The 14,699-nt window shown below is 49.3% G+C and carries 12 protein-coding genes; 6 read left to right on the top strand and 6 right to left on the bottom strand.

All coding sequences use genetic code 11. The annotated features are described in order from the left end of the window. Positions 1-384: 384 nt before the first annotated feature. From IPP66_20575 to IPP66_20565, 3 genes are all read right to left on the bottom strand, one after another. Positions 385-810: a pilus assembly protein gene (locus IPP66_20575; protein MBK9927673.1), complete on the bottom strand. Its 426-nt coding sequence runs from the start codon at positions 808-810 to the stop codon at positions 385-387. Between the two features lie 10 nt (positions 811-820). Then, on the bottom strand, positions 821-3,208 hold the full coding sequence (locus tag IPP66_20570; protein MBK9927672.1) for an Ig-like domain repeat protein: 2,388 nt from the start codon (positions 3,206-3,208) through the stop codon (positions 821-823). Between the two features lie 113 nt (positions 3,209-3,321). Then, on the bottom strand, positions 3,322-4,113 hold the full coding sequence (locus tag IPP66_20565; protein ID MBK9927671.1) for a prepilin peptidase: 792 nt from the start codon (positions 4,111-4,113) through the stop codon (positions 3,322-3,324). Positions 4,114-4,232: 119 nt separating this feature from the next. On the opposite strand from IPP66_20565, the gene murA reads away from it, so the two are divergent. From murA to IPP66_20545, 4 genes are all read left to right on the top strand, one after another. Next, positions 4,233-5,519: a UDP-N-acetylglucosamine 1-carboxyvinyltransferase gene (murA, locus tag IPP66_20560; GenBank protein ID MBK9927670.1), complete on the top strand. Its 1,287-nt coding sequence runs from the start codon at positions 4,233-4,235 to the stop codon at positions 5,517-5,519. 96 nt (positions 5,520-5,615) lie between these two features. Then, the gene (gene trxB / locus IPP66_20555) at positions 5,616-6,557 is read left to right on the top strand and encodes a thioredoxin-disulfide reductase (GenBank protein ID MBK9927669.1); all 942 of its coding nucleotides are present in this window, start codon (positions 5,616-5,618) and stop codon (positions 6,555-6,557) included. Between the two features lie 146 nt (positions 6,558-6,703). Continuing rightward, positions 6,704-7,639: a malate dehydrogenase gene (gene mdh / locus IPP66_20550; protein MBK9927668.1), complete on the top strand. Its 936-nt coding sequence runs from the start codon at positions 6,704-6,706 to the stop codon at positions 7,637-7,639. Positions 7,640-7,716: 77 nt separating this feature from the next. Continuing rightward, positions 7,717-9,033: a citrate (Si)-synthase gene (locus tag IPP66_20545; protein MBK9927667.1), complete on the top strand. Its 1,317-nt coding sequence runs from the start codon at positions 7,717-7,719 to the stop codon at positions 9,031-9,033. A gap of 55 nt (positions 9,034-9,088) precedes the next feature. On the opposite strand, the gene IPP66_20540 is transcribed toward IPP66_20545, so the two are convergent. The 3 genes from IPP66_20540 to IPP66_20530 form a co-directional block, all read right to left on the bottom strand. Next, positions 9,089-11,140, bottom strand: coding sequence for a S9 family peptidase (locus tag IPP66_20540; protein MBK9927666.1), 2,052 nt, complete (start codon positions 11,138-11,140; stop codon positions 9,089-9,091). Positions 11,141-11,276: 136 nt separating this feature from the next. Beyond that, on the bottom strand, positions 11,277-12,584 hold the full coding sequence (locus IPP66_20535; GenBank protein ID MBK9927665.1) for a TIGR02594 family protein: 1,308 nt from the start codon (positions 12,582-12,584) through the stop codon (positions 11,277-11,279). Positions 12,585-12,725: 141 nt separating this feature from the next. Further along, complete coding sequence (locus IPP66_20530; GenBank protein MBK9927664.1) at positions 12,726-13,709, bottom strand: ATP-binding cassette domain-containing protein; 984 nt, start codon at positions 13,707-13,709, stop codon at positions 12,726-12,728. A gap of 192 nt (positions 13,710-13,901) precedes the next feature. Here IPP66_20530 and IPP66_20525 point away from each other — a divergent pair, with 192 nt between their 5' ends. Next, complete coding sequence (locus tag IPP66_20525) at positions 13,902-14,186, top strand: hypothetical protein (protein ID MBK9927663.1); 285 nt, start codon at positions 13,902-13,904, stop codon at positions 14,184-14,186. Positions 14,187-14,196: 10 nt separating this feature from the next. After that, complete coding sequence (locus IPP66_20520) at positions 14,197-14,670, top strand: hypothetical protein (protein MBK9927662.1); 474 nt, start codon at positions 14,197-14,199, stop codon at positions 14,668-14,670. The last annotated feature ends 29 nt before the right edge of the window (positions 14,671-14,699 follow it).

Below are 14,699 nucleotides of genomic sequence, written 5' to 3'. Positions count from 1 at the left end.
TATTTGCCATTCCCGTCATCTTTGTCTGCACGATCACTCGCACAGCGTTGTAGCCGGGTTCTATTTTCGGAGGGAAAGAATGAACGGGTGATGGTTCACCCGAAGGGCTTCCGCTGATCTGTCGATTTTCTTATTCTTGTTGGTAGGGGCGGGGTCTCCCCGCCTAGTTTCGAATCCAACAAAATAATTAACTCCATCTCGCGATGGAGAACCCTTATCCTCGTCATCCCGCAAAAGCGGGATCATGCGCTGTCTTTCCCGAAGTCAATGTGCCGTTTCACCTCCTTGTTAAATAAAAAACTCAGGCGGGATTATACCTAATTAATCAAGATCAGGTATAAAAGCCCCGCCTGAGGCGTTCTTATACTTTTGTGTGCCTATGTTCTAACAGACTAGAATTGTATCCACCACTGTGGCTTCAAGTGGAATTGACGTTCTACCGCTAATGTTTCTGAAAAACGGCAGAAACACTACATGATTGTACGAGACTTTAACTGTTACTGAATCTGTTCCATTGGCGGCACATGTACCACCGCTATATGTTGAAGTCACAGTCACAGTGACAAGGCTTGTGTCATTAAGATTGAGTGGTGCCGAAGATGCATTTCTCACGCGTGCAATAATCTCGTTTGTTTTGCTTGGGTTTATGGAACCATACAAAGCACCTTCTTGTGCCGCATCCCGCAGTTGAACAAATTGAAATAGGGCAATGCCAAATTCAACCATTCCCGATAACAGGTAGAGTATAAACACCAGACTTATAGAAAGTTCTACCAAACTTTGTCCGCGTTCAGAGTTGATTTTTTTCATAGTCTCTCGCTTATTGGTGATAACCGACTGGTGCGCTAAGAACAACAGTTGTACAACCTGGCGTACTTAAATTGATGGTAATAGATTCATCATCCCAACGGTCCTGAGTTTGGTGATAAGTAAATGTCATAGTAGATGCACCGGTTGGGATATAGGTTGGGGATGCAGGTGTGATCGTGTTGGTGCCGTCTGCATCGCTACCTGTCCAGAAAGTTGTGGACCCAATCTTTGCGGTTTTCAAGATGAGAGTTTTGTCACTGCCTGTTGAGTGCCCTTTGGATTCATACCATGTGACAGTTACATCTTTGATCAACAATGCCGATGGAAGAGTATTATTAATGGGCAGGACCAAGTTTCCACTAACAAACTGCATTTTGGAAACGACGACAGTGCTGGTGCTGCAAGATGCAACTGGTGGTGGTGTGCAGGAAGTACCGTTCACTTTGAAATCAACAGGGTAGTTATTTGTACCAGTATGGCTTCCTCCGAAGCCAAAGGATACTGTACTGCCAGGAGCGATTGTTGCATTATATGGCATATTGGTGGCTGTAACTACACTTCCGCTCTGGGTATAATTTCCGTTCCACATATTTGTAATAGTTTGTCCATTTGGAAAGGTCCATGTAAGTGTCCAGTTATTGATAGTGGTGGTACCGGTATTCTGAATTGTAACGGGGTCGGCATTGAAGCCATTGCTCCATGAATTTAACGTATATGCGCTGATGGCACATGAAATATTTGTTACCACGGTTGCGGTTACCGTGGTAGTGCCTGGACTCCCGGCGTGTGTGCTATCACCACTATAGGTGCCGGTCACTGTTGCGTTAGTGACCGATGAAGTGAAAGTGACATTGCAGGTACCTGTACCGCTCGCGAGAGTGATGGTGCAGTTTGTGTTCGCGCCAGTGATGGCTACGGTGCCAGTGGGAGTTCCGCTTCCAGTGACGGTTGCAGTGATAGGCACTACACCATTGACCGGTGTCCCTGCAGTGATGGTGGTAGTGGTGGCACCGGCTGTAACAGTTTGCGACGCAGTGCTGCTGTTGAGACCGTTACTACTGGTATATGTTGCGGTAATATTGTGTGCACCAGGGGTAAGAGTAGTTGATGTGCAACTCCCTGAACCGCCGGAAAGAGTTGCTGTACAAAGAGTAGTGGACCCTTCTTTGAAAGTTACAGTGCCAGCAGGTGTTGTGATACCGCTGACTGTGATCGTCAAAGTTGGGGTCAACCCTGAAAATGATGCTACTGATGTGATTGTGGTGGTGGTATCGTTACCGTTAATTACAGTATGAGGTTCAGTATCAGTGCCTGTATTATGTTCGGTATCGCCGTTGTAAGTGGCGGTGAGGGTTTTGGAGCCGAGAGATGTAAATTTTACCGTGTTGTTACAACTGCCACTGTTTCCTGAGAGGGTAATGGTACAACCGGTGTCTGCACCGCCAATGGTCACTGTGCCTGTTGGGGTGGTCCATGCGCTGGTTACTGTTACGGCAACAGATGTAAGAGTAGCATTCACCCCGGATGGGTCGGGCGAATCAGCTGTTATGGTCACTGTGACCGATGCCTTGGTTACTTCATGGGATAATGTGCCGGTACTAGTGTTATGAGTACTATCCCCAGAGTACTCAGCAGAAATATTTCTTATTGGAGGGCTAAGAGTAGTAAAAGTATAGTCACATATGGCTGTGCCACCGGATAAAGTAACGGTACACAGTGTTACATTATTAGTAGTGTCTTTGAATACCACACTGCCAGTGGGTGTTGTGGTTCCGGCGACCGTAGCAGTGAATCTTGCCGATTGCCCTATTTCAGATTTCGATGGATTGCTGGGGCCAACAAGGGTTGTAGTTGTTGTTTCTTTTGTTGATCCGCTTCCTGGTTTTTGTATCGAAATAGTTAAAACAAGAGTGCGGGAGCTTTTGGCGATAATAGGATTCCCCTTTGCGACAGTTCTTGAAATAAAAGGCACAAGCTTTGGAACTACAGCGTTGAAATCAGCTTTGATTTCAACGGTAACACGATCTCCGTTCGCAACTGCAACGCCTGTATCTGTGGTGCCGTTGCAAGTGTCAAGTGTTGTAAATGGAGATGTTCCGTTATCGTATGTGATGGTGATATCGCCATCATCGAACGCATTTAGAAAATCACTTTTTTGAGCGGCGTCTCTAATCCCTTGACAATCCCTATACCGTTCTATGTTATTAGGGCCAACACCGGATGTTGAACCATACCTTGCGGCTTGACGGGATGCATTGTTCACGAAGGAAACGATCAGAATGTACCTGCCGGTTTCCATAATCCCGTACAAAATTAAAAGCAAAATAGGCAGTGCAATCGCGAATTCGACGATTGCTTGTGCCTTGTTCTTTTTGGGGTTGAATTTCAATAGTTTCATAGTCTTTCCTATTCTCTAATATGCCTGTTATTTAGTTTAATGTACACAGTATTTGGCTTGATGAGACATTCGTACTAAACGGTAAAAAATACGGCTATCATTTCTGTAATTTGTTAGAAGAAATAAAGGATATAGAAGGCTCCAAGGACGAGTGAAGGGCCGTAGGGGATGAAGGTCATCAGGCTGTCTTGCGCGTAGCGCCTTTTGATAAGGACTTGGATCAGCGCCAGCAGAGCCACAACACCTCCGACTAATGCACCAGCGGTGATGCCGAGAATGATATTGGGCCAGCCGAGCATCAGCCCCAAAACGCCCATCAGGTACACGTCGCCGCCACCGAGGGCCTCTTCGCCGTCATCCGCTTGTCCGGCTGATGCCATTTTCCTTGCGCGTAAATTGGCAATGAAGGCGCCAAATTGGTACAGGAGGAACATGATGACAAAGCCAGCGATGCCGCCTATCAAGGACTTCAAGAAGGCATATGGAAGTCCGTCTACTGCATTTCTGTAAATATAGGTGCCGACGATCAGTCCCAACACTGCGCCAAACATACTAGTGGGGTGCAGAATCAGGCGGTGTTCCATGTCAATGACGATGATGACGCCAAAATAAGTAAGTACGATCAGGCCAAGGGGCAGACCAAGCGCTTTAGGTGGAGACAGCCAAAAGTACAGAAAAGAAGCGATTGCCACGGCTTGAACGATCCAGATCCGCAGACTGCGGCGAGTCCCGCAATTGTGACATGCGCGAAAAGTCAAATAGTCAAACCATGAAAAAGATGATTGGCAGTGGGGGCAAGCCGGCTGGCTAAAGCGGCGAGTAACTGGCAAAACGTCCGATACATAGTTCACGAGAAGGCCAGCGATCCAGCCGAGCAGAATGGGGATGAATAAAGTAATATCCATTACTTTCATTATATACTAATGTGCAGGCCATTTTTTAGGGGCCATACCGTGTAAGCCAACTGTAATGTGCTTGCACGAGTGCGTGAACTGCCTTACAATCGCCCCGAAATCCCCAGGAGATGAACATGGAAAAATTCGTTATTGAAGGCGGAGTTCCGTTGAGTGGTGAGGTGATCCCCGCTGGAAACAAGAACGCCGCATTACCCCTGGTTGCCGCATGCCTGCTGACCGAAGAGCCTGTGATTTTGCGTAACGTCCCCCACATCAAAGATGTGGAGGTGATGCGACATCTCATCGAAAGCTTGGGAGCACAGGTGGAAGATCTGGACTCCACTTCGTGGCGCATCACAGCTCGGGACCTGAGGCCTGCGGACCTCGACCCGGACCTTTGCCGTCGCATTCGGGCTTCGATCCTTGTAGCGGGACCCATGTCGGCGCGGGTGGGTGAGTTCAAACTGCCTCCGCCCGGTGGTGATGTGATCGGACGCCGCCGCCTCGATACGCACATCCTTGCTTTGCGAGCGCTCGGTTCTGATGTGCAATATGATCGCGGCTTTACTTTCCGCTCGAACGGTTTGCATGGCGCGGACTTTCTCATGGATGAAGCCAGTGTCACTGCGACGGAAAATGCGATCATGGCGGCAGTCACTGCAAAAGGAGATACGGTCATTCGTAATGCCGCATCTGAACCGCATGTGCAGGAGTTGTGTTACTTTTTGAATAGTCTTGGTGCACAGATCGAAGAGATCGGTTCAAACACGCTTCATATTCACGGTGTGACGAAACTGCACGGAGGCGAGTTTACGATCGGTCCCGATTATCTGGAGGTCATTAGCTTTGTCGGTGCGGCGGCTGTGACACATGGGAACGTGCGTATCAAGAATGCAGGCATCAAGAATCTTGGCATGGTGGCGCATATCTTCGAGCGCATGGGTGTGCATTGGGATGTGGAAGGTGATGACTTGATCGTTCCATCCAACCAGTCATTGGAAATTATCCCAGACCTTGATGGTGCAATTCCCGAAATAAAGACGAACGTCTGGCCTGCATTCCCAACGGACTTGATCAGTATTGCCATCACAGTTGCTACACAAGCCAGTGGTTCGATCATGTTCCATGATTGGATGTTCTCCGGGCGTATGTATTTCACTGACAAGTTAGTGGGCATGGGCGCGAAGATCATTTTGTGTGATCCATATCGTTGTCTCATTCAGGGACCGAATCAGTTGTATGGTGAAAAGCTGGAAAGCCCCGATATCCGCGCAGGTATGTCTCTGTTGCTGGCGGCGTTCGCAGCGAAGGGAAAGTCCACGGTGCGGAATATCAGCCAGATCGAACGTGGGTATCAGGACGTGGATAAGAAGTTCAAGGCGTTGGGTGCAAACATTGAACGGGTGACGGAATAATCCCTGCCAAATTGTGTGTCACTTATCGGTAAAATTTGCATCTAATAGGTAGTCTCGATTACGAAAGAAAATCTTTGTGAGGAAATAAAATAAACCATGTCATCAAATGAGAACGCAAAACATGTAAAAGTACTGGTGTTGGGGTCAGGCCCAACAGGATATGCGGCCGCGTTGTATGCCGCACGCGCAGAGTTACAACCCATTGTGTTGACCGGTATGCAGTTGGGCGGGCAGGCGGCATTGACCCATACCATTGAGAATTATCCCGGGTTCCCTGAAGGAGTGGGCGGGGCGCAGTTGGGTGAGTTGTTCCAGAAACAGGCTGAGCATTTCGGCGCAGTGACCGAGTTTGATCTAGCGAACTCGGTGGACTTGTCGAAGCGACCGTTCAAGGTGACAACGGATAGCGGTGAATATCTTGCCGATGTGTTGATCATTGGCACGGGCGCAAGCCCCACACATCTTGAGATCCCTGGCGAAGTGGAATTGACCGGGCGCGGTGTTTCGTATTGCGCCACTTGTGATGGTTGGTTCTTCAAGGATAAGAAGGTCGTAGTTGTTGGTGGTGGTGATAGCGCCCTCGAAGAGGCGTTGTTCATTACACGGTACGCATCATCTGTGACTATCGTTCATCGCCGCGATACATTTCGGGCTGGAGCGATCTTGCAGAAGCGAGCACTGGAACATCCCAAGATCAATGTGGTCTGGGACACAGTCGTTACCAAAACAGTTGGCGCTGAGAAACTTGAAGCTTTGCAACTCAAAAATGTGAAGACGGGTGAGGAATCAACCCTTGAAACGGATGGTCTCTTCATCTTCATTGGTCACATACCGAATACGCAGATGTTCAAGGGCCAACTGGAAATGAGTGACCTCGGATATATCAAGGTCAATGACAAAATGGAAACGAACGTGCCCGGCGTCTTTGCGGCCGGTGAGGCGGCAGACCCGCATTTTCGTCAGGTGGTCACTTCGGCAGGGATGGGGGCCGCCGCAGCTATAACGGCGACAAGGTTCCTCGAAGCAGAATCAGAATAAAGATTAAGAATGAGGCGGACAGTGGCGTTACTAACGCCACTGTTTTCTTGTCCATTGCTCGTAACGCTAAACGAATGACAAATTGTACTTAGTAACCCTGAAATTTTCGGATAAAATTCATTTACATCGTATATTATGGAGGAGCAATGAAAAAGATTTCTATCATCGGCGCAGGGATGACTGGTTCGACCACTGCACACTGGCTTGCAGAACGTGAACTTGCCAACCTTGTTTTGGTAGATGTTGTGGAAGGGATGCCACAGGGGAAGGCGCTCGATCTGGCTGAGGCATTGCCCATTATTGGGAAAGATGTTGACCTGATCGGTGCAAATGATTATGCCGCCACCAAGGGTTCTGACATTATCATCATCACAGCAGGTCTGGCGCGCAAGCCGGGCATGAGCCGTGATGATCTGTTGTCGAAGAATGCAGAGATCGTGGGTACAGCCGCTCTGGAGACTCTCAAGTATTCACCAGATGCGATCTTTATTGTTTTGACCAACCCGCTCGACACCATGGCCTATTTGACGTTGAAGAAAACGGGTCTGCCCCGTGAGCGTGTGATTGGTCAGGCAGGGATTTTGGACTCGGCCCGTATGCGTGCATTCGTTGCGATGGAAACCGGTGTGAGCGTTGAGAATATCGATTGTTATGTGTTGGGCGGGCACGGCGATGAAATGGTCCCGCTTACACGCCATTCGAACATTGCTGGTGTCCCGTTGAAAGAGTATTTGCCCGCGGATAAATTGGAAGCGATCGTCAACCGCACTCGCAAGGGTGGTGGTGAGATCGTGAACTTGTTGAAAACTGGCTCGGCATATTATGCGCCTGCCGCCGCATGTGCCCAAATGGCCGAAGCGATTCTCAAAGGCAAGAATCTGATTGTCCCGTGCGCGGCGTATATGAACGGTGAATACGGATTGAACGATATGTATTTTGGTGTACCAGTGATGTTGGGCGCCAATGGTATGGAAAAGATCATCGAATATAAACTGGACGATGATGAAAAGGCCATGTTCGATAAGTCTGCGGCGGCGGTGAAGGAAACGCACGACGCGTTGCGTAATTTGGTAAGCCTGTAAACTCATGCAGGGCTTGTGGCCGGGTGAGGAGATGATCGTGGCCGGCCCTGCAATACAATAATGTCATTGGAGGAAACATGATTCTGCACGAAAAGCTTTCTGCTCAATTGCCTGCATGGCGCGAACGGATGAAATCCCTCGCCAAGGACCATGCCGATGTTGTTGTTGACCAGGTGACAGTGGGGCAGGTGGTCGGCGGAATGCGCGACATCAAATCACTGTTGACCGACGTCTCATTCGTTGACCCTGCCGAGGGCATTCGTTTCCGCGGCATGTCCATCCCTGAGACGTTGAAAGCCCTGCCCAAGGCGCGCGGTGTCAAGATGCCTCTCGTCGGTGGTTTGTATTACCTGCTCATGATCGGTGAAGTGCCCACCAAGGAACAAGCCTTGGAAGTGGAAGCCGAATGGGCAAAGCGCGCTGAACTTCCCGATCACGTTTACAAAATGCTCAAGTCCATGCCGAAAGATACGCACCCGATGGTGCTTCTCTCGCAGGCTGTGTTGGCCTTGCAGGGCGGTTCCGTTTTTGCGAGCAAGTATCACAGCATGAAGAAAGATGCATATTGGGAAGCTGCTCTGGAAGACAGCCTGAACCTCACAGCGAAACTTCCTTTGATCGCGGCCTTCATCTACCGCATGAAGTATTTCAACGAAACCAAGAAGTTGAAATACAACCCCAAACAGGATTACGGTACGAACTTTGCGCGCATTATGAAAGTGAAAGATAAAAAGGGATACGCTGAACTTGCCCGCCTGTACTTCATTATCCACTCCGATCATGAATCTGGAAATGCTTCGGCTCACGCCATGCATCTGACTGCTTCTACACTATCAGACGCTTTCTACGCCTTTTCAGCTGCTTTAAATGCGTTGGCTGGCCCTCTACATGGACTTGCGAATCAGGAATGTCTCGGTTGGTTGTTGGATGTCCATAAGCAGTTTGGTGGCGTGCCCTCACGCGATGAACTCTACAAATTCGCATGGGACACCCTCAACAGTGGACATGTCATCCCTGGTTATGGTCACGCTGTTTTACGTGTGCCCGATCCGCGCTTCACTGCACAGATGGAATTTGCCAAGAAGCGTTTCCCGCAAGATGACCTCATCCGCCTTGCGGACATGGTCTTCGATGTAGTGCCAACCGTTCTGCGCGAACAAGGCAAGGCCAAGAATCCCGCCCCGAACGTGGATGCGATCTCTGGTGCATTGCAGTATTACTATGGCGTGCGCGAATTCGACTTCTATACCGTTCTCTTTGGTGTCGGTCGTGCCCTCGGTGTGACCGCCAACTATGTTTGGGCACGTGCCCTCGGCTGGCCCATCGAACGTCCCAAATCACTTAGCACAAAGATGCTGGAAGACATCGTCGCGAAGGCAAGTCAACCCGCCTAAACGCTCTTGTATGTTTGATCAACAACTCCCGAGATTCTCGGGAGTTGTTTTGTTTCTAGCTCAATCTATCGATCAGGAACACATATTCGAATGCGACTTCCTTCAAGAAATCATACCGTCCTGAAGAACCAGCATGGCCTGCATGGAAGTTGGTCTTAAGCAACAGCAGATTGTCGTCAGTTTTTGATTCGCGTAGCTTTGCCGCAAATTTGGCAGGTTCCCAATACGCGACACGCGGATCGTTGTACCCAGCCGTCAATAAAAGATTTGGATATTCCCTTGTCTTGATGTTGTCATACGGGGAGTAGGACATCATATACTCATACTGTTCTTTGATCTCGGGGTTGCCCCATTCATCGTATTCATGTGTCGTAAGCGGAATGGTTGGGTCACTCATCGAGTTGATGACATCCACGAATGGGACTTTGGCGATGACAGCCTTGTACAAGTCGGGACGCATGATCATGCACGAGGTCACGAGCAGGCCACCTGCTGACACGCCAAGGATGGCGAGTTTATCTTTTGAGGTAAAGCCTTTCTCAATGAGATACTCCGCACATGCGATAAAGTCAGTGAAGGAATTCTTCTTTTTCAAAACCTTTCCCTCTTCGTACCATTCACGCCCCAAGACCGAAGAGCCACGAACGTGTCCGATGGCGTACACAAACCCACGGTCCAGAAGGCTGATGCGATTGGGTGTAAACTCCGCTTCAAGGTTGGCGCCATAGGCTCCGTATCCGTGTAGCAGAGTCGGATGGCTCCCATCCAGTTTTAGATCTTTGCGATACGAGATCGAAATAGGAATTTGTTTTCCGTCCGATGCAGTTGCGTAAATAAGATCGCAGACATAGTTTGATCTGTCGTATCCGTTGATCTTATCTTCTTTCTTCAACTCCCATTCTTTTGTGACCATGTGGTAATCCACAATCGATACAGGCGTAATGAGCGATGAATATTTGATGCGCAGAGAGTTTGTGTTGAATTCGCTATTTCTTTCTGGCTCAAAGTAATACGTGGGGTCAGGGAAGTTGACGTAATGTGAGTTGCTCATATCGTCCGCATCAAAGATACGGATTTGCGGCAAGCCGTTTTTGCGCTCATACAATACGAGATGATTGGCGAAGGTATCCATTGCGGTCAGCATGACATCATTGTGATGGGGGATAACTTCCTGCCAATGTTCATGGCTTGCATTGGCAACAGGCGCTTTGACAAGCTTGAAGTTCTTCGCATTCTCGTTTGTAAGGATGTAAAAGAATCCTTTGTGGTGGTTGACGTAGAACTCAACGCCCTGCCTGCGTGGCGAAATGATTTTCAGTTCACCATTAGGTTGATCTGCCGAGAGAAAACGCGCTTCACTTGTCAGTGTGCTGTGATGTTCGGTGATGATATAAAGATCGTCGCACGTTTTGCGAAAGAACAGGAAGTATGTTTCGTCTTCTTCTGTGTAGACCGTAACATCTTGTGATGGGTTGGTCCCGAGTTCGTGGCGATGCAACTTGAACGGACGCTTGGCATCGTCCAACGTTGAATAGAAGAGCGTCTTGCTATTGTTCGCCCATTCAACGCCTGTGTGATAGTACACACTGCCGCTTGCGTTCGCTATTGTTTCAGGATACAACGCTTGAGTAACAAGGTTCTTGAAGTAGATCGTATATACTTCATCGCCCTTCACATCCACAGAGTATGCAAGCGTGTTGCCATCAGGGCTGACCTCAAATGCGCTGACACTGCAAAAATCTTTCCCCTCCGCTAATACGTTTTGATCGAGCAAAATCTCTTCTGGACTTCCCGTCGAAATCTTTTTCCTGCAAAAAATAGGATACTGCTTCCCTGCTTCTGTTCTCTCGTAATACAGATACCCGCCTCTCTCTTCAGGGACAGTTGAATCGGTTTCCTGAATCCTTTCCTTCATCTCGGAGAAAAGCGTCTCTTGTAATGGCTTCGTGTGCCCCATGACCTCTTCGAGATAATCCATCTCAACATGTAAATGCTTCAACACATCAGGGTCTTCGCGTTGACGGAGCCAGTGGTAATGATCTATGCGTGTCTCGCCGTGTTGTGTGATCTCGTAAGGTCTTTTCAATGCAATGGGAAATGATTTCATTCTTCTCTCTTTATGATATAGAGTCAGCGAGTGTGCTGGCTGAGTGCGTCGCACCACACGGGTGGATTGGTCCACAAAAGCAGACGAATCCACGCTTTGGATTCATATTTTCTATGAAGATGCGATGCACCATCTACTAGTAAACGCGATAACTTGTTACATATTTCTTGTGGTACACCGAGATCCATGTCGCGTCGCTTTGATTGCCGCCCAGACAGACGACGTAATTGCCGATCTCGCCTAGATAGAATGAGACATGTGCCCAGCCATCATCCCAGAGGAAGGTGATGACAGCCCCTCGTTTAGGGGGATTCGATGCTTTACCCCACTTCGTCCACGGATTGACAAGGGCCGAGTTCATGGAGGAAAGTCCGCTTTTTTCGATACACCAGTTGACGAAGGCCGCGCACCAATCCGTTTCGTCGGGCAGGTAGGGATATTTCTGGGCCAGGTCTGTGCTGTTCAGGTATTCCACAATTCGGGGATTGTTCTTTGCCCCGGGGATCTCACGTGTCCCGAACTCTGCGAATGCGATGGGAAGCCACGGGAACTCTTCTTTGCTTTTCTGGATGGCTACATCTCCGAGCGGGGAGAGGCGTTCTACTGGATACCAACCTGATTCGCCCCAAGCGTTTGTGCAGTGTTTCCATTTGCCATCGCTTGAAAGCGTATCCACGATGACGACGCGATTGAATTTCATCTCTACAGTTTGTGGATAATTTTCGCCAGGGCCTTCTCGCATGTATAAGGTATCTGTCAATGCACGGTGAAAGCCTGTAGCAGGATACTCAGATGGCAGGGCGAAGAGATCGTTCTGTTCCATCAGGTACTTTGAAGAGCACCAGCCAGTTTTGGTATCGCTGATCTTGAGGTTAACCCATGCCCAATCTGGCGTGGCGCTGATGTAGATCAAGCGATCTCCACGGTTGACCTTGCCGACGATCGTGTACCCCGTGCCGGGTCCAGAGCGGACATTCAATGTGTCGGTTGTGACGATCATTTGAATATCTGTGGAGCTGGCAGGTGGAATGATGACTCTGGACATGTACTGGAGCGAAGCCCAGCCCGTTGCCCTGTTTGACTTCTTAACCTGTGCCCACAGGCCATCTGGCGAAAGGGCCAGCCCATTGACCATTTCGCCCTTGATGAGCGAACCAACTGTTGCGTAGTTTGTTCCGGGGCCCTGACGCAAGTTGAGGCTGGTGGCATCTACGCGGTAGACGGTATCTCCGTTGGATGGAGGTGGGAGTTCTGCCTGTAGTTCAAGATAGGCGCGATGACTCCAGCCTACTATATTGTCAACTGTTTTTATATGGACCCAGTCGTTCGTGATCTCAGTGCCCTCGACGGTATTATCCCGATAGATCATGCCGATGATTTCGTAAGTTGTGCCAGGCCCAGAACGTAAACGTAATGCGGCCGTTGTGACGCGATACTTTGACATGGGGGGCTCCTGTCTACATCCTTGAATATATTGCATTATACAATCTACAATCATTCGACCTGTTTCGACAAGCTCAATACACTGCCTTCGGGGTCAGAGCTTGCTCTACTGTTACGATGATCTGCAGGAAGTCTCTCAGGGTTATGCCTGTGTCTGATAGATCTTTGCAATGACCTCTTCCAGTGGCGGGTCGGAGATGGTGATATCAACTACACTGCCTGCATCCGTCAGATGCGATAACACTTTTTCGACAGGAGTTGTGTGGGTGTCGAACCGTAGCTTCACTCCATATTGACCGATCTTGATCATCTCGGTACCTTCCACTTTGAAGGTTTTCGATACTTCTTCAGCGTAACGCACTTCAACCAACTTGGATGTGAGGAATTTGCGTTTGAGGTTGGAGACTTTATCTTCGTAGACCATCTGTCCGTGATTGATGACGATGACGCGGCGACATAAGGCTTCGAGATCGCCTGCATCATGAGATGTGAGTAGGACACCAACGTTCTCTACCCTTGCCATTTCGCGGATGGCATCTCGGATGTGTTGTTTGGCGACCACGTCCAAGCCAATGGAAGGCTCATCGAGGAGAACCAGCTTCGGTCGGTGAAGAAGCGAGGCGGCGACTTCACAGCGCATCCGTTGCCCGAGGGAAAGTTTGCGTACGGGAGTCTCCAAGAGGTCGCCAATCTCGAACGCTTCCGAAAGAAAGGCGATGCGCTTTTGTGTCTCGCTATCTTCCATTTCGAAAATCTTGCCGAAGAGACGGAAGGTATCGATGGCGGGGAGGTGATACCACAACTGCGGGCGTTGACCGAAGACGGTGCCGATGTGATAGGCGAGTTGTTGTCGTTCTTTCCACGGAACGTACCCGAGCACTTTGGCATCGCCGCCACTGGGGTGCAGAATGCCTGTGAGCATTTTGATCGTGGTGGATTTGCCTGCGCCGTTTGGGCCGATGAAGCCAAGCAGTTCACCCGCTTCCATTTCAAACGAGATGCCGCGCACTGCTTCGATGGAGCTGTATTGTGGTTTGATGAGGGAGCGCACAGAGCCGCCCAGCCCTTCGGTTTTGCGTTTAGTCTGGAATGTTTTTTGGAGGTTATGAACTTCGATGGATGACATTTTTAGTGGGTAGGTTTTAGCTATTAGCTATTAGCAATTAGCTTTTAGCGGTTAGTGGTGATAGTTTAGGAATTGTACCGCATGGCGGGGTAGTGTGGCTTTATGGGAGTTGCGACTTTCATTTTCCTGCAAAGCGCATCGCCATATGCAGAGCTGTAAATGAGTATAATGAGTGACAGGCAAGTATTATTTATGGACGAAGTTTACGAATGCCCCCAATGTAACGGCTCACTGACACTCCCCTCTGAAATTGATGAAGCGATTCAACTGGAATTGGCGACTGCGTGTCGCGGAGATCGCAAGATCGAAGCGATGGTCTTGATCCACAAGCGACTGAACTTGAACTTGCGCGATTGCAAGCAGATGATCCATCATATTTCAGGTCCAGGTGATGTGTGTGGAAGGTGTGCTCATAAACTGTTGGAGCGTGGCATTACCTATTGTTCAGGATGTAACAGCCTGAACGTGAACTGGTGATTGGCATCTTATGAGTATCGAACTCTTCAATGACTCCACAGCCATTTCAAGAAGATGGAGCAGGGAATTCTTGATGAAGACCCTCGAACTTGCCCGCTTGTATGGCTGGCAACCCTTGGGGACACGTCCGCCTGTTGGATTGAATTTGCATCTGCTCAATGCAGAATGGGATGGTACGTACCTGACGAACGATGGGCAGGTGGTCAGTGCGGAGGATGCCCGGTCTTTGGCGCGTGCGCTGGAGAAGTCATTGGACGATATACCCGATCACAACATGGATTTGAGTTGGTCCTCCGCATGTTGGCTGGATGATCTGCCTGAGTGGTTATCACCCGAGGAGAGGGAACAGGTTGAAGACGGGTTGGAAGAACATGCGATGGGCTGGGCAGAGTTGCATCCCTTTTTGTTCTTTGCGGGGAAAGAAAAATCTCACCTGATCTACTTCATACGGTTTTGCCGATTGGGGAGTTTTACGATTCTGTAGTTTAGCTCCCTTGCATTCGGCATGTTCTC

It is taken from the genome of Candidatus Defluviilinea proxima (assembly GCA_016721115.1).
Classification (GTDB): domain Bacteria; phylum Chloroflexota; class Anaerolineae; order Anaerolineales; family Villigracilaceae; genus Defluviilinea; species Defluviilinea proxima.
This window is presented reverse-complemented; position numbering and strand designations above follow the sequence as displayed.